21 protein-coding genes are annotated in these 19,328 nt (G+C 30.6%); 6 read left to right on the forward strand and 15 right to left on the reverse strand.

The features are described from left to right. Positions 1–14: 14 nt before the first annotated feature. Positions 15–719 carry a DNA repair and recombination protein RadB gene (gene radB / locus ACI389_RS02540; protein WP_439779978.1) on the reverse strand — a complete coding sequence of 235 codons (705 nt, stop codon included), beginning with the start codon at positions 717–719 and terminating at the stop codon, positions 15–17. Between the two features lie 48 nt (positions 720–767). Next, positions 768–1,349 (reverse strand): L-threonylcarbamoyladenylate synthase, encoded by a 582-nt coding sequence (locus tag ACI389_RS02545; RefSeq protein ID WP_439779979.1) that lies wholly within the window; start codon positions 1,347–1,349, stop codon positions 768–770. Between the two features lie 47 nt (positions 1,350–1,396). On the opposite strand from ACI389_RS02545, the gene pgsA reads away from it, so the two are divergent. Together pgsA and ACI389_RS02555 are read left to right on the forward strand one after the other, a co-directional pair. Continuing rightward, positions 1,397–1,966 (forward strand): archaetidylinositol phosphate synthase, encoded by a 570-nt coding sequence (gene pgsA, locus ACI389_RS02550; RefSeq protein WP_439779980.1) that lies wholly within the window; start codon positions 1,397–1,399, stop codon positions 1,964–1,966. Further along, entirely contained in the window at positions 1,959–2,201 is a 243-nt protein-coding gene (locus ACI389_RS02555) for a DUF357 domain-containing protein (protein ID WP_439779981.1), read from the forward strand. Before pgsA ends, ACI389_RS02555 begins: the two co-directional genes overlap by 8 nt. On the opposite strand, the gene ACI389_RS02560 is transcribed toward ACI389_RS02555, so the two are convergent. Then, positions 2,198–2,896, reverse strand: coding sequence for an ABC transporter ATP-binding protein (locus tag ACI389_RS02560; protein ID WP_439779982.1), 699 nt, complete (start codon positions 2,894–2,896; stop codon positions 2,198–2,200). The genes ACI389_RS02555 and ACI389_RS02560 overlap by 4 nt on opposite strands. Positions 2,897–2,905: 9 nt before the next feature. Continuing rightward, positions 2,906–4,015: an ABC transporter permease gene (locus tag ACI389_RS02565; RefSeq protein ID WP_439779983.1), complete on the reverse strand. Its 1,110-nt coding sequence runs from the start codon at positions 4,013–4,015 to the stop codon at positions 2,906–2,908. Positions 4,016–4,084: 69 nt separating this feature from the next. Between ACI389_RS02565 and ACI389_RS02570 the strand changes: the two genes are divergently transcribed. Continuing rightward, the gene (locus ACI389_RS02570; protein ID WP_439779984.1) at positions 4,085–4,324 is read left to right on the forward strand and encodes a DUF3781 domain-containing protein; all 240 of its coding nucleotides are present in this window, start codon (positions 4,085–4,087) and stop codon (positions 4,322–4,324) included. Between the two features lie 43 nt (positions 4,325–4,367). On the opposite strand, the gene fbp is transcribed toward ACI389_RS02570, so the two are convergent. From fbp to ACI389_RS02625, 11 genes are all read right to left on the reverse strand, one after another. Continuing rightward, complete coding sequence (gene fbp / locus ACI389_RS02575) at positions 4,368–5,462, reverse strand: fructose-1,6-bisphosphate aldolase/phosphatase (RefSeq protein WP_439779985.1); 1,095 nt, start codon at positions 5,460–5,462, stop codon at positions 4,368–4,370. Positions 5,463–5,569: 107 nt separating this feature from the next. Further along, on the reverse strand, positions 5,570–6,724 hold the full coding sequence (gene thiI / locus ACI389_RS02580) for a tRNA uracil 4-sulfurtransferase ThiI (RefSeq protein ID WP_439779986.1): 1,155 nt from the start codon (positions 6,722–6,724) through the stop codon (positions 5,570–5,572). 33 nt (positions 6,725–6,757) lie between these two features. Further along, positions 6,758–9,451, reverse strand: a complete 2,694-nt coding sequence (gene alaS, locus ACI389_RS02585; protein ID WP_439779987.1) for an alanine--tRNA ligase — start codon at positions 9,449–9,451, stop codon at positions 6,758–6,760. Between the two features lie 186 nt (positions 9,452–9,637). Beyond that, a complete protein-coding gene (gene rpl12p / locus ACI389_RS02590) occupies positions 9,638–9,940 on the reverse strand; it encodes a 50S ribosomal protein P1 (RefSeq protein WP_439779988.1) in 303 nt (100 codons plus the stop codon). A gap of 58 nt (positions 9,941–9,998) precedes the next feature. Further along, the gene (locus ACI389_RS02595) at positions 9,999–11,006 is read right to left on the reverse strand and encodes a 50S ribosomal protein L10 (protein WP_439779989.1); all 1,008 of its coding nucleotides are present in this window, start codon (positions 11,004–11,006) and stop codon (positions 9,999–10,001) included. Next, a complete protein-coding gene (locus ACI389_RS02600) occupies positions 11,006–11,644 on the reverse strand; it encodes a 50S ribosomal protein L1 (protein WP_439779990.1) in 639 nt (212 codons plus the stop codon). Before ACI389_RS02600 ends, ACI389_RS02595 begins: the two co-directional genes overlap by 1 nt. Before the next feature lie 180 nt (positions 11,645–11,824). Continuing rightward, positions 11,825–12,307 (reverse strand): 50S ribosomal protein L11, encoded by a 483-nt coding sequence (locus tag ACI389_RS02605; protein WP_439779991.1) that lies wholly within the window; start codon positions 12,305–12,307, stop codon positions 11,825–11,827. Further along, entirely contained in the window at positions 12,307–12,777 is a 471-nt protein-coding gene (locus ACI389_RS02610; protein WP_439779992.1) for a transcription elongation factor Spt5, read from the reverse strand. Before ACI389_RS02610 ends, ACI389_RS02605 begins: the two co-directional genes overlap by 1 nt. A 244-nt stretch (positions 12,778–13,021) precedes the next feature. Then, positions 13,022–13,201, reverse strand: a complete 180-nt coding sequence (locus ACI389_RS02615; protein WP_439779993.1) for a protein translocase SEC61 complex subunit gamma — start codon at positions 13,199–13,201, stop codon at positions 13,022–13,024. A 116-nt stretch (positions 13,202–13,317) separates the two neighbouring features. Continuing rightward, a complete protein-coding gene (gene ftsZ, locus ACI389_RS02620) occupies positions 13,318–14,454 on the reverse strand; it encodes a cell division protein FtsZ (RefSeq protein ID WP_439779994.1) in 1,137 nt (378 codons plus the stop codon). Between the two features lie 114 nt (positions 14,455–14,568). Beyond that, positions 14,569–15,138: a pyruvate kinase alpha/beta domain-containing protein gene (locus ACI389_RS02625; protein ID WP_439779995.1), complete on the reverse strand. Its 570-nt coding sequence runs from the start codon at positions 15,136–15,138 to the stop codon at positions 14,569–14,571. Positions 15,139–15,217: 79 nt separating this feature from the next. On the opposite strand from ACI389_RS02625, the gene ACI389_RS02630 reads away from it, so the two are divergent. From ACI389_RS02630 to ACI389_RS02640, 3 genes are all read left to right on the forward strand, one after another. Next, positions 15,218–16,084 (forward strand): coenzyme F420-0:L-glutamate ligase, encoded by an 867-nt coding sequence (locus tag ACI389_RS02630; protein WP_439779996.1) that lies wholly within the window; start codon positions 15,218–15,220, stop codon positions 16,082–16,084. Positions 16,085–16,216: 132 nt separating this feature from the next. Then, on the forward strand, positions 16,217–18,103 hold the full coding sequence (locus tag ACI389_RS02635) for a polysaccharide biosynthesis protein (protein WP_439779997.1): 1,887 nt from the start codon (positions 16,217–16,219) through the stop codon (positions 18,101–18,103). Positions 18,104–18,109: 6 nt separating this feature from the next. Next, on the forward strand, positions 18,110–19,309 hold the full coding sequence (locus ACI389_RS02640) for a DegT/DnrJ/EryC1/StrS family aminotransferase (protein WP_439779998.1): 1,200 nt from the start codon (positions 18,110–18,112) through the stop codon (positions 19,307–19,309). The last annotated feature ends 19 nt before the right edge of the window (positions 19,310–19,328 follow it).

The following is a 19,328-nucleotide window of genomic DNA, read 5'->3' on the forward strand; positions in this document are numbered from 1 at the left end:
ATTAATAAAAGTAACTAAATAATTCCTTTTGAAGTAATTGAAAAAAAGGCTTGTTTTCCTTCAGGGATACTTCTATGGCGTTTTAATGTGGCAACTCTTTGATTAATTTCATCACCACGCTCAAGTTGAATTATTACTTTGCTCCAGTACTGTAAAATAGTTCCACCAACTGCTTTAATATCATTATTTCCCTCATCATCAAAGGAACTATAAATTTGATTTGTCAAAATAACCGCAACATCATATTGTCTTGCAATTTTAGATAAAAGACCCATCTGTTTACCTAATTCTTTATTTAATTTAGATGATTTCATTTCATCTACTCGATACAATGCAACAGCAGAATCTAAAACAATTAAATCAACATCATCATGATTATTCCTAAGCCAAGTATAAATAGACTTTACAATGTCATTTTGTTCTAAAAAACTTGTTGGTTCAAAAACAATTATATTATTAGCAACATTTGGAAAATCAGCACCTGCAATCTGTTTGATTCTATCAACTGAAATTCCACCTTCAGTATCTATATAAATTACTTTTTTATTAAATTTTGCAACATTAACCGCAACTGATAAAGTTATATTACTTTTACCGGAGCTAGGTGGTCCAAATATTTGAGTAATTGTCCCTTTCTCAAATCCTCCACTTAACAACACATCAAGAGCAGAGTTTGATGGAATTTTCTGATAATCTTCCAAATTAGCTAATACTTTCATAATAAGATTATATATTTTTTATAAAATATATAATTTAAGAATCATAGTTTATTTTCTTACTATTCTTGGTTTAATTCCAGATAAATCAATGATAGATGAAGGAACATTAGAATCCAAATCACCAACATCGATTACTAAATCAACATCACAGTTTAATTGTTCTAAAATTTCTTTAGGATTAGATAACATTTCATCATCAGAAACATTAGCACTAGTAGTAGTTATTGGAAAAATTCTAGCAAGATTACGAGCAATATCACAATCGGGAACTCTAACACCAACATTAGTTAATCCACTTGTAACACCTCTCGGAACTATATTGTATTTATTTAAAATAAAAGTATATGGACCTGGCAAATATTTATTTAAAATCTCTTTTTGAGCCAATGAAACTTTTGCAACTAAATTAATAGCTTCAATGTCTTTAACAAGTATCGAAAAAGGTTTTAATAAGCTTCTTTGTTTAATACTATAAACTCTCCTTACTGCATATTTATCAAAAATATTAGCACCTAATCCATAAACTGTATCAGTAGGATATAATACAACACCACCATCGGTTAATACATTAATAGCTTCATTAATTATTTTTTCATCAAGACAATCAATACTTGTTTTTAAAATTTTCATTTAAATTACCTAAAACATATATTATATAAAATCTGTATATATAAATTATGCTTCAAAGTTTAAGACCATTTTTAACAAGAATATTAAACCCATTTGCTAAAAGATTAAATATAAACCCCAATATCGTAACAATAATCTCCCCATTTGTTGCTCTTCTTGCAGCTTATGGATTTGCAAAGAAATTATTAATTTTGGGAACCGTAGCTATTTTGCTTTCAGGATTCTTAGATGTTGTTGATGGTGCTGTTGCAAGATACCATAATAGAACATCTAAGTTTGGTGCTTTTCTTGATTCAACAATGGACAGGTTTGCTGATGCTATAATTTACATTGGAATAATATTTGGAGGCTACTGTGACTGGTTTGTTGGAGTGCTTGTAATCCACTCTGCAATATGTGTAAGTTATGTAAGAGCAAGAGCAGAATCACAAGGAGTAAACTGTAATATTGGAATTGCAGAGCGTGCCGTTCGTATGATTATTTTAATGGTTGGAGCAATAATTGGATACTTCACAGGAGATATCTACTTTACATACATTATTTACATTTTAGTAATTTTATCTTACTTTACTGTTGGACAAAGAATATTACATGTTTGGAGGCAATTAAATGACTGAACTTGAAAGTCCTGAAAAAATAGCAAAAGATATTGCAAAATTAGAACGAAATTTAAATCAGGTTTCTGACATTACTTTTGAAGGAAAAGAAAAAGAAGTTTATGACAGAGCTATTGATTATTGGAATGATTCCAAATATTATCTTGAAAAAAAAGATATGAGGACTGCATTCGGTTGTATTGAATACAGCCACGGATTACTTGATGCTTTAAGGATGATTCATGGAATCATCTAAACATCAATTTTACTATTTATCAAAGAGTCATCACCTACAGATATTATTTCACCATCTAAAACTTCAATAACTCTATCTGCTAATTTAGCTACATCCATATCATGAGTTACAATTATTAATGTTACATTACTATCTTCATGTAAATCAATTAATTGCTTAAGAATTTTACTACTTGTCTTAGAATCTAGTGATCCTGTTGGTTCATCTGCTAATATTATTGATGGATTGTTTGCTAGTGCACGAGCAATAGCTACCCTTTGACGTTCACCACCAGATAATTTATTTGGTAAAATTTTTGATTTTTCGCTAAGTCCAACATCATCTAATAACTTCAATGCACGAGATCTCATATCTTTTGAAGATAATTTCTGAGTATACATTGGAATTTCAATATTTTCAACAACAGAAATATTTGGAATTAAATTATGTAACTGAAAAATAAATCCAATTTTTTCAGACCTAAATTCATTTAAGTTTTTAGATATTTTTAAATCTTGACCTGCAACAATAATACTTCCAGAATCAGGAACATCTAATGCTCCAAGCATGTTTAATAATGTGGACTTACCAGAACCAGATGGACCAATTATAGATACGAATTCACCTTGTTTGATTGTGAGATTAATTCCATTTAATGCTTTAATTTTACCATTTTCATAGCTTTTAAATAACTCTTTTATTTCTACAGCATTCATTAAATCACCTCATTCATACCTCAACGCTTCTGTTGGTGGAAGTTTTATTGCTTTAATTGCAGGATATAAACCTCCAATTATTCCAACAACAATCGCTATTGTAAAAGCCTGAATAAATATTTTTGGAGTAAACAATGGATTTATTCCCATTTGTGGACCCAATATAGTACAAGCTGTAAATCCTATTAAAGAACCAATAATAGCTGAGACTATTGTAATTACCAATGATTCACCAATAATCATTGTGAGAATTTTTTTATTTGACCAACCAACAGCTTTTAAAACACCAATTTCACGAGTTCTTTCAAATACAGACATCAACATTGTATTAATGATACCAAGACCACCTACAACAATAGCTAAAAGTGAAATTGCCCAAGTTGATGCTTGAAGCATATTTAACATATCAGCCATTTGAGTCATTTCCATAACAGATGTTACTGTTGTGATATTATCACCATATTTTGCATCAATTCTATCAGCGACTGTTTGAGGATCTTCCCCTTTTTCTACTTTAACATAAATGTTAGAAATTGAATCTTTATCATCCATTAACTCTCCAACTTTAGAAATGGATGTAAATACTCCTCCAGCCATACTTTGGTCACCTGTTTCATAAATACCAACGACTTCAAAGTCTTCACCATTAATTTTGATATCCTCCCCAACAGAATAGTTATTATCTTCAGCATAGATTTCACCTAAAATAACTTCAGAAGCATTATCTTCAAATATCCTACCTTCTTTCATTGATATATCTGCAAGTTTGCTTCCCTCTGAATCAATACCAATGAGAGTATTCATATAATCATCACCCACTGATGTTAAAACAACATAAATTGGATATGCTTCATCTACACCAGATACATTTGATATTTTTTCCGTCCAACCAGCATCAATTGTATTGGTTCCATATGCTGAATCACCAGTTTCTTTGCCAGAAATTGAAAAATCAGCACCCCCTGCATGGATAGTATCCTCAAAAGTATTAACCAATCCATCAGTAATACCACCAAGAGCAACAATAACTACAATTCCTATTGCAATGCCCACAATAGCTAAAATCGCACTATTTTTTCTCCTAAATGGATTTTTAAGAATAAATTTTAAAAATGACATATTATTAAGTAGGATAGCAACATATAAATAATTAATTACATTATTAACTAAAATACCTCAGGTGTTAAAATGCATAAAGCAGAGCTATTAAAGAATATTGATAAAATACATACAACCAAAATGGGTATTGAAAGAATACAAAAAAATTTAGGAATAAATACTGAACCAGTTAGTTACTGTATTTCAAAACTTAAAAAAGAAAATTCAAAAGTAAATAAACAAGGTAAGAATTATTATGTTGAAATTGATGATTGTATTATAACAATCAATTCTAGCAGTTTTACAATAATAACTGCTCATAAAAAATAATTTTTTAAAAAAATAAAAGAAGATATAAAAAATCTCTTTAAATTTAATCCATATCTTCGAATCTGGATTCTAATTTTTTCATTACACCAGGTAATGAAGTATATTCCATTTCTTCAGCAGGTAATCTGTGAGGTTCGAATGGACCATGTCTTCTAAGATAGGTTGCAACTTTAGCTGCTTCTTCACGAGTAGGGTCAAATGCAGGGTCATCGAATAAGTCTACAGGTCCGATTAATTGACCATTAGCTACTTGGAAACCTAAACCAACAACTCTAGGTGGTCCATCAAATCTGATTGGATTTGCTTCTGCTTCAGATACAGGCATCATTGGACCATTGTGGGATCCTCTCATCCATCCACTTACGATATGAGGGAATGCAAATGGATCTACACATTCACCGTTAGCAGGGAAACCAGATTGTGCTCTTACAATACATACTGGATCATCTTTACCAACGTATTCTCCAGCCATTAAGTTTAATCTTTCAGTACTTACTGCAGCTGCGATTTCACCATTTTTCTTCCATACTCTTTTAATTACATATCTACCGGTAGAACCAATTAATGCAAGTAAATCGTACATTTCTTCAGGACAGTTTAAGATAACTTTTTTGTGTTCAATTACATCAAATACTTCAAATTTGAATCCATCGTGTAATTTAGGATCAATTACAAGACCTGCAGTATTGAATGGGTCTGCAAAGATTCTAAATACAGGTAAGTTGAATGCACCAGGTTCAGTTTTATCACAACAGAATATGAGTACTGGATCAGATGGTCTTTCTTCAAATTCCATTTCTGCTACACCGGGACCCATACCTTTAATGTTTCCAGAGAAAGTATCAGATAATAAGTCTTGACCTGCACCGTATAATTTTAATTCACGTGCTCTTTCAGTAGCTTTCATGAATGCAGTATATGCAGTTTTGTGAACTTCTTCGTTTTCTTCCCCTTTGTCATGGGTCATAATTAAGTCAATGTCATCTCCACAACGAGAGATATAGTAATCTTTTATGATACCTGATTCTAAAGCTTCATTTAAAACTTCATCACAAATATCAATTAATTCTGGGTGTGCTACACAATGTCCAGACACACTTCCAATATCAGCTTTAATTACACTAACAGTAGTTTTCATTTTAATAACCTCGATTAGTAAATAAATTATTTACTATACATTATTAATTTTATATAGTATAGTATTTAATTATTATGTTTAAAATATAAAAAGAAAAAAGATTGAAATTAATCAAATCTTATAATATTTTTAAAAAGTTTTTCAATTTCTTCATCTTGATTCATATCTTCACAAGCTAATTTAACACGCTCTAAATCTGCTTGTGTTTCAGGATATCTTGGCACAGCACTACATCCCCCATCATCAATTTTGGAAATTTCAAAAGTACCAATATTTTTAGCAATTTGAGTAATTTCCTCTTTATCTAAACCAATTAATGGAGATAATATAGGTATATTAACACCATATCTTGTAGCTAAAATATTTGATAAAGTTTGTGAAGCCACTTGACCTACACTACTTCCATCAACAATAGCATCTGCTCCAAGTTTTAAAGCTAATTTCTCTGCAATGTGATACATTCCAGACTTACATAAAACACAAGTCATTTTCTCAGGTGCTTTCTCCTTAACAACTTGTAAATATTCACCGAAAGGAACTTTACGTTTTTTAATAGGAGAGCCTTTTGCATAAAGATTTAATTGATCAACTAATTCATCGAAAAGTTCACCCGCTTTTGGAGTAGTGAAAGGAATATTATCACAATTTAATGCAATAACTTCACAACCCCTCTTCATCATCAGATACGCTGCAACAGGAGAATCTATTCCACTTGAAAGTAAAACTACAACTTTCCCTTGAGTTCCTAATGGAAGACCTCCAGGTCCTTTAATTTTTTCATGAAAAATGAAAGCATTATTATCTCTAATTTCAACAAATATTGTTAAGTCCGGATTGGTTAAATCAACAGGTGCTAAAACAACATTTCTTACAACACCACCACAGTGCGCAGCCATTTCCTGTGATGAAAACTCATGTTTTCCAACACGACGACATTTAATCGCAAATTTCGTAGTTTCATCAATTAAACCCTGTAAAACCAATTCTTTGACATATTCAGTTAATGTTTCATCAATATCATCATATGTAGCAGTAGTAGAAGTAGCTGGAGAATAAGATACAACACCAAATACTCTGTTTAATTTCTCAACACCCTCTTTGAAATCTTTTGGACGAATATATATTCTTCCTTGATTTCTATCAACTTCACAATCAAAAGTAGCTTTAATATTTTTAACCAACTTTCTTTCAAAACGTGACCTGATTTTAGGACTTTTAACACCAATTTCACCATATCTGGCAATAATTAAATCATGATTCATTTAAACAACTCTTCTAATTAACACACTTAAAAATTATCCTTTGATTAAATCAATTGCAGTTTGAATAGCTTCATCCATTTTATCAGTGTTTTTACCTGCACCTTGTGCTAAAGTTAAACGGCCACCACCACCACCACCTAATACACCAGCAGCAGTTTTAATGACTTCATTAATTTTAATTCCATTATCAATTGCATTTTGAGAAGCTGCACCAACAATTTTACCATCATTGTTTCCCATAATAACTACATCTGCTTTTCCATTATCAGTAAAGTCAGTAGCTATTTTTTGAAGTTCTTTAAAATCAGAATCCATTAATTCAGATACAACTTTTAATCCATTAATTTCATCATAATCATCAGCTAAAGAATTCATTTTTAAAGAAGCAATTTGAGATTTTAACCTATCAATTTCGTTTTTCTGTGATTTCCACTCACTAAAGAATCTGTCACATGTTTTTGGAAGTTGATCATTGTCAACTTTAAATATTGCAGAACTTTCTCTTAAAAGTTCATCATCATGTTGAATTGAATCAATTGCAGCAAGACCTGCTGAAAAATCAATTCTTTCAACACCATCTTGCACTCTCTCAGTTTTGTTAATTTTAATTGGTCCTACAACACCAGTTCTTAAAACATGTGTTCCTGCACAAGCTTGAACATCAATTCCAGGAATTTTAACAACACGAATCATTTTACCTGGGACAATACCCCCTTGATAAAGTACAAAACCATATAATTCCTGTGCTTCATCTCTTGAATGGAATTGAATATCTAAATCAATATTAGCCATTACATACTCATTAGCTAATTTCTCAATCTCATTTAATTCCTCTTGAGTAATACGTTTATAATGAGATAAGTCAATACGTGCCCTTGAAAGATTGTTTTGAGATCCTGCTTGCCAAATGTGTTGACCCAATACTTTTCTTGCAGCTGCAATAACTAAATGAGTTCCAGTGTGGTGACGTGCAAGAGTTATTCTTCTATCCCAATCAAGTTTACCAGTAATTGTTTTACCAACAATATCCTCTGGAACATCACTTACATGATGTAAAACCACATTATTAACTTTCTCAGCATAAGATACTTCAAAAATTTCACCATCAATGCAAATTTCACCAATATCAGAAGGTTGACCTCCTCCTTCAGGATAGAATACAGTTTTATCAAAAACTAAACATTGATTTCCATCTTTTTCAATTACACCTAAAACTTCTGCTTCAAATTCTTGTTGGTAGAAATCTTTATAGAATAATAACTCTGTTTCAGGGAAATCTACTTTAAAAGTGGATTTTGTATTAGAATCATCTTTTTCGTGAGCTCCAGCTACTTGTGTGAAGAAATTATCTGGAACATTCACATTAAAATCATCCCCTGCCATTTCAACAACAGTTTCTGGAGGAATTCCATGAGCATCATATAAATCTATTAACATATCAAGAGGCATTTCATTTTTACCTTCTTTTTTAAGTCTTTTAATAGATCTTTTGACAATACTTTTACCTTTTTTAACAGTAGCAGCATATCTTTCTTCTTCTAAAGTGATAATATTCATAATATGTTCTTCACTGTCACGAATTTCAGGATAGAATTTAGATAAAAAGTCAAGTTGTATTTCCATGATATCTGCAAGAGATTCTTTCATGTTTAAATCTTTCATGAATCTAATTGTTCTTCTTAAAACCAATCTTGCAAGATAACCTTCTTTTACATTAGATGGAATGATACCATCAGCAATCATAAATGCCAGACAACGTGTGTGATCTGCAATAATATAAATTGCTTCCATTGGTTCAGCTATTTTTAAATACTCTTCTAATGAAAGGTTTAAACTATCTGCAACTTGTTGACGAAGTTCTTTTAAATCCCCAATATCTTCAATATCCATCATTCCAGCAATTTGTGCATTTCTTCCTTGAATATCTTCATTAATCTCAACACCAGTTAATTCCCTTAATTTATCAACAACTGGTGCAAAACATGCATCATAAGCTGTTGGAGTTCCTTGTGAAATCCAAGCAATTCTTTCAAGACCATAACCAGTATCCACAACTTTAATTGGAATTTCTTTTTTAGATCCATCTTCTAAGGTTTCATATTGAATAAATACAAGAGTCGCAAGTTCTACTCCTCTACAACATACTTCATAACAAGGTCCTTCGTTACCTCCACCAGACCACCAAGATTTAATGAAAGTAATTTCTTCTGTGTTAATCCCAATTGAATTAAAAAATTCATGACAAAGTCTAATTGTTTCATCTTCCCAGTAAATGAAATTATCTTCAGAGTTAATCACAGTGTGAGAACCCATAGTAAAACATGTCATGTGACGGCCAGTTCTTCCTACATTATCTACATCGTTTAATCTAATAGATGGTTGGGCTATTTCTAATGGATTTGCAGGAGGTTTAACAAGTCCTGAGGTAATCCATGGTTGGAAACAAAAAATAGATGCCCCAACTAAAAACACATCATCTCTCCATCTTTTTGCTAAAACAGGATATCTGTCAATAGCAGTGTGACCTTCACTTTCTAAGAATTCTTTAAAAACTTTCTGGATTTCATATAAATTGTATGGTTTATCAGTAGCAGGATTTGCAATAAATCCATACTCATCACATGGAGCATCCCCACAAGTATCTCTATCAACTTGGGAGTAAAACTCTTGTCCACAAGTTTTACAAGTTTGTAATTTATAACCAAGTTTTTCAAAAATTTCTACCATATAAATCAGTTTAAATTATTTATTAGTTTATAATATTATTTTTGTTAAATAAATAATTAATGAAAAAATTGAATTTTATAAAATTACAGTTAAAAAAAAGATTGTATTTAAGTTAAAATTAGTTTAAAATAAGAGTTATATAAGTTTAAAAAATAAAAAAAAGAAAGGCGATAGATTTAAAAAAATCTATCCGAAGAGAGCACCTAATCCTGCTGCTGCTTCTTCTTCAGAAGCTTCTTCTTCCTCTTCTTCTTCCTCTTCTTCTTCAGCTGCTTCTGCTGCTACTGGAGCTGCTGCAGGAGCTGCTGCTGCCATAGCAGTAGTTTCCATAGCTTCATCAATGTCAACATCTTCTAAAGCTGCAATTAAAGCTTTGATTCTAGCATCTTCAGCTTCAATTCCTGCTGCTTCGATAATACTTTTAACATTTTCTTCGTTAATCTCTTTTTCTGCACTGTGCAAAATCATTGCCGCATATATGTATTCCATGTTATCACCATTAATTTTTAAAGTGTTAGTTTATTAATAAAAATTTTAAATAATTAATTTAACCGAAGAGAGCTCCTAACCCAGCTGCTGCTTCTTCTTCACTACTTTCTTCTTCTTCCTCTTCTTCCTCTTCTTCGACAACTTCTTCTACTACTGGAGCAGCTGCTACAGCAACATTAGAAAGTTTATCAGCTAATTCATCATCAATAGCACCTGGTGCATCAGCAATTTCAGATGCGATAGCTAACATTTTAGCTTGAGCTAAACCAATAATTGGTTCAGTAGTTTCAGAGGTCATAATTGCTCCTGCAACACCAACATTAACAGCTTTAGTGTATGCGAGAGTAATGATAGTGGAAATAGTTTCATCAGTAGGGATTGCTGCGTTTACAGATAAATTAAATGCATTTCTGAATGCATTTTGAACGTCAGCTAATGTTTGTTCTTCGTCGATTGCAAGTATGTCGGAAGTATAAATTGCTTCTTCTTCATATACTGCTTTTAAATCGATTCCTACTTCCATAGGATTGATATCCATTCTGGATAAGGTTGCTGCTACTTGTTTAGAAACTTCTTCGCCTGCTTTTACAACGACTGTTTCTTTTTGTACGCAGATTTTACCTTTATCAATTTTTGCAGGAATTCCAACTTGTTGTAATTCACCTAAGAAAGGACCTGGTTCAAAACCGGTGTCTCCTTCAGGTACAATAATATCATCAGAAGCAATAGTTCCGGGTTTAGCAGGAGCTGAAGTTTTGCTGTCTTCTAATATTTTGTATAATTTGAAAGGATTCATCTCGGTTGCAATAAGTGCAATTTGACCATCCATATGATCAGATAAACCAACAATATTGTTTTTATCAGCATTACAATCTTCAAGAGCTAAATCAATGAGATTTATTTTAGACATTCTGATAACAGCTTTACCATTGAGAGATTTTCTCATTTCTTGAAGCTGTTTAGCAGGAATGTTCATTAAATCAACAACACCAATTACATCGTATTGATCAATGATTTCTTTAAGCTCTTGGACTTCTTCCTTTTTCCATTCTGCAACATGAGCCATTAGATCACCCTCACTACTGGTCCCATAGTTGTTTTAATAAACATGGACTTGATTTGACTTCTTCCTTTTTCTAAATTGCGGTCTAAGACTGTAAGAACAGTTTCCACATTCTCAGCTATATCCTCGTCTGACATGTCTTGGCTTCCGACAACAATTTGAATACTTGATTGTTGTTTTACACCAACTTTGACAGTACTTTGTAATCTTTCTAAGAGAGGAGCTAATTTAATACTTGCAGGTACTGGTTTTGGCATTTTACCACGAGGTCCAAGTACTGGACCTAAGAACCTACCAACAAGGGGCATCATATCAGCTTGAGCTACTAAGAAATCAACAGAGTTTGCCATTTTTTTAGCAGATTTTCTGTCTTTTCCGAAAGCTTCTAAATCTCCTTTATTAATTACAGTGTCAAGACCAGCATCTTTAGCTTGAACAATGAGTTCCCCATCAGCGATGACTCCGATTTTAACATCTTTGCCACGGCCGTTAGGAAGAGTAACTTCCTCATTAAACCTATTTTCTGGTTTTTTGACATCTAAGTCACGGATATTAATAATAATATCTACGGACTCAGTGAAGTTTCTCGGCTTAGATTGTTCTTTTGCCTCCTTCACCGCGTTAATTACATCTTGTGTCATATTAATCCTCCATGAACATTTAATGTTCATTGGATATTTTTTGGTTTCATGAGTATCGATTACAAGAAAAAAATTCTTCAACGATTGCATGAATTAAAAACAGTATATCAATTATAACTTGAATTATAATATCATATACACTGTATTTATTAACTTAATTTAAATTTAACAATATAATATCTATTTTAATAAGATATCATCATATTTTCCAGCATCAACATCTTTTTGTGCTTCTCTTGGGTCTTTACCATCAACAGATAATCCCATACTAACACAGGTTCCCATAACTTCTTTGATACCTGATTTATAATCATTAGCAAGTAATGAATCAAATTTCATTCTTGCAATTTTAAATGCAGCTTCAATTGATAAGTCATTTATAATATCTAAACCTGGTTCATGAGAAGCTTTTTCGATGCCTAACTCTTCCATGATAAGAGCAGTTGTAGGTGGAGTACCAATTTCAATTTCGAAATCTTTAGTATCTCTATCAACGATAACTTTAACAGGTACTTTCATTCCTGCGAAGTCAGCGCTTTTCTTATTAATTTCTTCAACTACTTGCATCATGTTAATACCGAGAGGTCCTAAAGCTGGACCTAATGGTGGACCAGGAGTAGCAGTTCCACCTTCGATAAGAACTTCGACTGTATCTTTAGCCATCAGTCAGCCTCCTTTTGAATTATTCTAATTTGATCAGCTTTAACAGTGACCGGAATTGGTACTGCTGCTTCTATTAACTCAAGAACGACTTCTTCACGTGATTCATCAATACGAACCACTTTTGCTCTTTCTCCTTTGAAAGGACCAGAAATAAGTTCAACAATACTTCCTTTTTGAATAGAGGAAATAATAGGTTCTGGTTTTAAGAATCTTTTTACTTCATCAAAAGGAATTGTAGCGTCACCACCAACAACACCTCTTAAATGTTGTACTTTTAAATCAGGGTGTCTAAGATCTATTTTTGTTGAAGATTCAACTAAAATATACCCTTTTAAAGATTCTGGAACAAGAATTGATGAAATGCCTATGCCATCAATAGTTCTAGCTTTACGTGCTAAGAGCCTAGCAACATTTCTTTCCTGACCTGCGGATGTTTTTAGAGCATATATGGAACTATTAGTATTTTCCATAAAAAATTCACCTATTTTTAAAATTTTTTCTTGTTAATAAAATCATACATTAAGTTAAAAATATTATAAAAGCCATAATTTTCAAGAAGAAAATGTCTCGAAAATAAGAATTCTATAATATGAATATCTATATAAATTATAGTATTTAAAAGTTTTTAAAAAAATGATAATTTTAAATAAAACAAAACATTACAAAAAATTTTACTATAATTAAATAAGATTTAAAAAAATAAAAAAGTTAGTTTTATAAGCCAATTAAAGAGCCTAATAAAACAATGACAAAACCAATAACACCAATAACTGCAACACCTAAAGCAGAAATTTTAGCTAAATCACGGTATTCTTTACCATCTGGTTTTTTAGCAACTTTTAATACTCTTTTACAGTCTTTAATAAATTTGTTAAAATCTTCTTGAACATTCATTTAGATAACCAAAATTAAGAATTTTTAAATTATAATAAAATAATAGTAATAAAATATCTTTTAAATTTAAACATTAATAAATGTTTGCATTTAATTAAAAAAATAAAAAGATAGAATTAGAAAATTCCATCAATGAAATCATCTAATTGATCATCAGCTGATTTATTTTCTGAGTTATCTTCAGCATACTCAATTTCAGGAGCATTACTTTCATCATATCCATTTTTAATACCTGAAACAACAACTGTTGTTCTAACAGTGTTTTGAAGACTTTCATCAATTTGAGTACCCCAAATAATATTAGCTTCAGGATCTAATTTATCAGCAACAACTTGAACAATTTTTTCAGCTTCATGTAATGTTAAGTCAGAACTACCAGATATGTTAACTAAAGCACCAGTAGCATTTGATATATCAATATCTAACAATGGACTGCTTAATGCTTCATGTACAGATTCTAAAGCTCTATCACCAGTATCAGATTCACCCATACCAATCATAGCCATTCCAGAACCACCCATGATACTTCTAATATCTGCAAAGTCTAAACTTACAAGACCTTTTTTAGTAATTAATTCAGTAATACCTTTAACAGCCCTACCTAAAATTTCATCAGAAACCATGAAAGCTTTGTTTAAAGGTAAGTTAGGTGCTACTTCTAATAATTTATCATTTGGAATTACTATAACAGTATCAGCAGACTCTTGGAGTTTTTCTAAACCTTGATCAGCATTTTCTCTTCTTTTAATCCCTTCTGCTGAAAATGGCATAGTAGCTACAGCAACAGTTAATGCACCTAATTTTTTAGAAAGTTTAGCTATAATTGGTGCTGAACCAGTTCCTGTTCCTCCACCAAGACCACAAGTGACAAATACCATGTCTGCTCCTTCTAATTCTTCTCTAATTTCATCTTCACTTTCTTCAGCACATTCTTCACCAACAGATGGATCTCCACCTGCACCTAATCCTTTAGAAGTCTTTCTACCTAAAAGAATTTTTTTACCAGATTGGCTGTAAAATAAATCTTGAGCATCAGTATTTACTGCAATTGTATCTGCTCCTTCAATGCCCATTTCGTTTAATCTTGAAATAGTGTTGTTTCCTGCTCCACCAGCACCAACAACAAAAATATTTGTTTTAGATCCATTAATAATATCTATAAGCTCATCATCAATATCGGAAGAGAGTTTATCAGGAGCTTTTTCTTCCATTCTTTGTTCAGATTCTTTGATTGCATCATCTATAAATTTCACAAATTAACCCCACATTCACTGCTTTAAACTAATTGTTAAATACATCTCTTTTTACTAATATTTAAATGCAACTAATTTAGATAAATATCAAAAATAGTATAAAAATTAATAAATTTAATCTCTTGGCATCGCTATAATTTCATGAATTTTTAAATTAAACAAATCTTTTGAGTTAACAGGGGTTAAAATAACCGCACTATCAACACCATGAGCTCTACCACCAATAGCAATTATTTCCTCTCCAACTGGCACCAAACCTGCATCTGCAGCCATAATAGATATTTCAGCTCCAACTTTAATACCATGTGAAAACATTCTAAAAGTATTTGCTACAACATCTAATGGAGAACAACCTCCAAATTTATTAGTAACTCCTCTTGCAGCACCACTAAATGCATGACTTCCAAAATAGGTCTTAATCCCAACTTTTTCAAGTTTTTCCACCATATCTTTTGAAATATCTGACTCATTAGGCCCGCTAAATCCCATATGATGAGTTACATTAATAATTTCAATATCATCATCGACTGCTTCATACAATTTTAATGCAGATTCACCAGTAGCAGAAGCAATTATGATTCTTTTAATATCAATTATGTCTAATTTATCTTTAACAGCCATTATTAATTCATCAGTGTAATCATCACCTTCTTTATCAAAATATGTAATAAATTTCCTTGCCATAACAACACCCTCTAAATAGATAATTATAAAATGTATCTTACTATTTATATTATTATATCAATTAATAATAAAGATTTTTATGACAGATAACAATGATGAATTAAAAAATATAAAACATGTTACTAATGGAAATTACATCGTAATTCCTATTGAAACAGGTTATATTAAACCAAATGATAATTTAGATGTTATTATCGAACCTGCTAAAAAATTAATGAAAGATAATGATTATTTAGTAATAGCTGAAACACCTATATCCGTTTCACAGGGAAGACTAATTGATGAGTCAAAATATTCTCCATCATTAACCGCTAAATTCTTAACAACCGTTTGGAGCAAATATTTATGGGGATATATCTTAGGACCTGCTTTAGGAATTAAAAAAAGAACCATTAAAAATCTAAGGAAATTACCTAAAGAAACTTATGCTCACAAAGAAGTAATTTTACAATTGTATGGTTTAAAACATGCATTAAAACCTGCTTCAGAAGCTGGCGTTGATTTAAGTAATGCACCTGGAACTTACGTTTCCTTGCTTCCAGATAATCCTGAAAATGTCGCAAAAGAATTGAAAAAAAGAATTGAAAAAGAAGTTTGTGTGATAATTATTGATACGGATGCAACATATATGAAAAATGGAAAATATTTTACAGGACTTCCCATTGCAATTGATGGAATCGATGCAGATAATGGATTTTTTGGATATGTTAAAGGACAACTATCAAAAAACATGGGATCTACACCATTAGGTTGCAGTGAAAAAATAGATGTTGAAACTGCATTGAAGATAGCTAATATTGCAGAAGATTATCAAAAATCACTTTCTACAGAGATGAAAACAATACATAGTGTTAAAGATATTCTAGGCACTGAATTCGATGAAGTAACTATTGAAGACCTTGATTCAATTATACACACTCCTGCAGTAATAATTAGACCAATCTAAGTATTTTTAGAAGAATACAATGTGAAATTTTATGTTAAAAAAATACTCTAAAGAAAATTTTATATTAATTAATAAACATAAAAATAATTGTCATAATTATAAGTTATAATTGAATTTAATAAGATGGTTCTCATGAATGTAGATAGTTTTGGAAAATATAGAAATTTCTTATTGCCATTAATGGATTCTTTATCCGTTATTTTAGGATATTATTTAATATCTGTTTTAATTACTGACTCTTTTTTAATGGATCCCATAAGTATAATAGCAAAAAAAGGAATTTTAATTAGTATAATACTTGGAATAATTGTCTTACAAATAATTTTCAGATTAACAAAAAGATATTCAAATATTATCCGTTATGAAAATAACCAAGATTATATCATGTACATTCTTCTTTCAATAATATCTTTACTTGTCGTTTCTTTAATTGAAGATATAATTAGTATGAAAATTCCTACAATAAAATTCAATTTAACTGCAGGTATTATTATTGGTATTATAATTGTTGTTTATCGTCTAATAATAAAATATTCATTATTATCAAATATTACAAATAAAAAAAATTACTACCCTCACGAAAATCAAGAAAAATTATTGATTATAGGAGGAGGATATTCTGCAAATAATATTATTAAAACATTGCAAACTACATTAAAAGGAAAATATAATATTGTTGGAATCATTGACGATAATAAAAAACGTAGAGGTTATTCTGTCGCTGGAATAAAAATTATTGGAAATAGAAATGATATCCAAAAAATATGTAAAAACGAAAAGATTGATACAATCTTTTTCACAATTGTAAATATCGATAATGAAAATAAAAAAGAAATTTTAGAAATTTGTAGTAAAACAACTGCTAATGTAAAATCATTACCTGATTTAAGAGAAGCTATATCCTCTGAAGATTTATACAATAGTTTAAGAGATGTTGAAATTGAAGATTTACTTGGAAGAGAACCTGTAGAACTTGATAATAATAATATTAAAAGTTTAATCAATAATAAAGTTGTTTTAGTAACTGGTGGAGGAGGATCTATTGGTGAAGAACTTTGTAGACAAATAATGCTTCACAATCCAAAGCAATTATTAATGTTAGACATATATGAAAATAATTTATACAATATTGAGCTAGAACTTAAGGATAAATATCCAAATAATGAAATTATAGCGATTATAGCAAATATTAGAGATAAAGAAAGGATATATGAAATATTTGAAGAATATTCACCAGAAATTGTTTTCCATGCTGCAGCACATAAACATGTTCCTCTAATGGAAAATAACCCAACTGAAGCAATTAAAAATAATATATTTGGAACATATAATCTCGTTAATGCATGTGATAAATATAACACAAAACGTTTTATTTTAATTTCAACTGATAAAGCAGTTAATCCAACAAACATAATGGGTGCTACTAAAAGATTATGCGAAATGATTATTCAAGCAAAAGATAAAGAAAGTAAAACTGAATTTGTAGCTGTTCGTTTTGGAAATGTCCTTGGAAGTAATGGATCAGTAGTCCCATTATTTAAAAAACAAATTGAAGCTGGTGGACCTGTGACAGTAACACATAAAGATATTACAAGATTCTTTATGACAATACCTGAAGCAGTAGCCTTAGTATTACAATCAATTACCTATGCAAAAGGTGGAGAAATATTTGTATTGAATATGGGAGAACCAGTTAAAATTTATGATTTAGCTAAAAGTTTAATTGAATTATCTGGATTGACTCTTGGAAAAGATATTGACATAACATTCACAGGTTTAAGACCTGGAGAAAAATTATATGAAGAAATTCTAATGAACGAAGAAAATCTTGAAGAAACAGGTCATGAAAAGATATTCATTACAAAACCAATGAATTACACAATGAACGATGTTGAAGAAAAATTAGATGCATTCAGAGAAATTATAAATAACGAAATTACAGATAAACAAATTATTAAAGAAACTATGAAAAAATGCGTTCCTACTTACAGGGAACCTGAAGAAGTTAATGGAGAGTAAATTAATATGAATATTTCATTTTCCCCACCTGACATAAGTGAAAAAGAAATTGAAGAAGTTGTATCTGCATTAAAATCCGGATGGATTACAACAGGACCTAAAACAAAAGAATTTGAAAAAAAAATCACTAATTACTGTGGTAGTGCCAAAACTGTTTGCTTAAGTTCAGCAACCACTGCTTTAGAAATGACTTTAAGATTATTAGGTATTGGTGAAGGTGATGAAGTAATTGTACCTGCATACACTTATACTGCAACTTGCAGTGTAATTTGTCATGTTGGTGCAACACCCGTAATGATTGACAGTCAAAAAGATAAAGAAGAAATGGACTACTCTAAATTAAATGAAGCAATTACCGAAAAAACAAAAGTTATTATGCCAGTTGATATTGCAGGAATATTATGTGATTATAATAAAATATATGAAATAATTGAAAACAAAAAAGAATTGTTTACTGCTAATAATGACTTGCAAGAAGCTTATGGTAGAATTATTGTATTAGCAGACTGTGCTCATGGTTTTGGAGCTATTCAAAATAATAAAACTGCAGGAACTCTTGCTGATTTTACTTGTTTTTCATTCCATGCTGTTAAGAATTTAACAACCGCAGAAGGTGGAGCAGTAACTTGGAAAAATCATAATGGAATAGATTGTGAAAAATTATACAAACAATTACAAATCCTTTCACTTCACGGTCAAACCAAAGATGCATTAGAAAAAACCCAAAAAGGCTCTTGGGAGTATGATATCCTCCTTCCAGCATATAAATGTAATATGACTGATGTTCAAGCAGGAATTGGACTTGCACAACTCGAAAGATATGATTCCATGCTTAAAAGAAGACATGATATCATTAAAAAATATGATGAAGGATTCAAAGATAGTAAAGTCATATGTCCTAAACATTTCTCCGAAAATTCAACATCATCTGCTCATTTATACTTAACCAGAATTAAAGGCATTACTTTAGAACAAAGAAACGAAATAATAATTAAAATGGAAGAAAGAGGAATAAGTACAAACGTGCATTATAAACCACTTCCGATGCTTACTGCATATAAAAATTTAGGATTTGATATCAAAGATTATCCTAATTCATACAAGTTATTTGAAAATGAAATAAGTCTACCAATTTATTCAACTTTAAGTGATGATGCAGTTGATTATATTATTAAAAATTTTTTAGACATATTAAAAGACTATTAATTTTAAAGTAAAATAGTTA

This window comes from Methanobrevibacter sp., from assembly GCF_051877095.1.
In the GTDB taxonomy this organism is placed as follows: domain Archaea; phylum Methanobacteriota; class Methanobacteria; order Methanobacteriales; family Methanobacteriaceae; genus Methanocatella.

Coding starts and splice junctions, on each gene's coding strand:
- ACI389_RS02600 (WP_439779990.1), bottom strand. CDS start 11,644: ATGACACAAGATGTAATTAACGCGGTGAAGGAGGCAAAAGAACAATCT.
- fbp (WP_439779985.1), bottom strand. CDS start 5,462: ATGAAAACTACTGTTAGTGTAATTAAAGCTGATATTGGAAGTGTGTCT.
- ACI389_RS02630 (WP_439779996.1), top strand. CDS start 15,218: ATGACAGATAACAATGATGAATTAAAAAATATAAAACATGTTACTAAT.
- ACI389_RS02545 (WP_439779979.1), bottom strand. CDS start 1,349: ATGAAAATTTTAAAAACAAGTATTGATTGTCTTGATGAAAAAATAATT.
- ACI389_RS02570 (WP_439779984.1), top strand. CDS start 4,085: ATGCATAAAGCAGAGCTATTAAAGAATATTGATAAAATACATACAACC.
- pgsA (WP_439779980.1), top strand. CDS start 1,397: ATGCTTCAAAGTTTAAGACCATTTTTAACAAGAATATTAAACCCATTT.
- ACI389_RS02560 (WP_439779982.1), bottom strand. CDS start 2,896: ATGAATGCTGTAGAAATAAAAGAGTTATTTAAAAGCTATGAAAATGGT.
- ACI389_RS02595 (WP_439779989.1), bottom strand. CDS start 11,006: ATGGCTCATGTTGCAGAATGGAAAAAGGAAGAAGTCCAAGAGCTTAAA.
- ACI389_RS02610 (WP_439779992.1), bottom strand. CDS start 12,777: ATGGAAAATACTAATAGTTCCATATATGCTCTAAAAACATCCGCAGGT.
- ACI389_RS02635 (WP_439779997.1), top strand. CDS start 16,217: ATGAATGTAGATAGTTTTGGAAAATATAGAAATTTCTTATTGCCATTA.
- ACI389_RS02555 (WP_439779981.1), top strand. CDS start 1,959: ATGACTGAACTTGAAAGTCCTGAAAAAATAGCAAAAGATATTGCAAAA.
- ACI389_RS02640 (WP_439779998.1), top strand. CDS start 18,110: ATGAATATTTCATTTTCCCCACCTGACATAAGTGAAAAAGAAATTGAA.
- ACI389_RS02615 (WP_439779993.1), bottom strand. CDS start 13,201: ATGAATGTTCAAGAAGATTTTAACAAATTTATTAAAGACTGTAAAAGA.
- radB (WP_439779978.1), bottom strand. CDS start 719: ATGAAAGTATTAGCTAATTTGGAAGATTATCAGAAAATTCCATCAAAC.
- ACI389_RS02605 (WP_439779991.1), bottom strand. CDS start 12,307: ATGGCTAAAGATACAGTCGAAGTTCTTATCGAAGGTGGAACTGCTACT.
- rpl12p (WP_439779988.1), bottom strand. CDS start 9,940: ATGGAATACATATATGCGGCAATGATTTTGCACAGTGCAGAAAAAGAG.
- ACI389_RS02625 (WP_439779995.1), bottom strand. CDS start 15,138: ATGGCAAGGAAATTTATTACATATTTTGATAAAGAAGGTGATGATTAC.
- thiI (WP_439779986.1), bottom strand. CDS start 6,724: ATGAATCATGATTTAATTATTGCCAGATATGGTGAAATTGGTGTTAAA.
- ACI389_RS02565 (WP_439779983.1), bottom strand. CDS start 4,015: ATGTCATTTTTAAAATTTATTCTTAAAAATCCATTTAGGAGAAAAAAT.
- alaS (WP_439779987.1), bottom strand. CDS start 9,451: ATGGTAGAAATTTTTGAAAAACTTGGTTATAAATTACAAACTTGTAAA.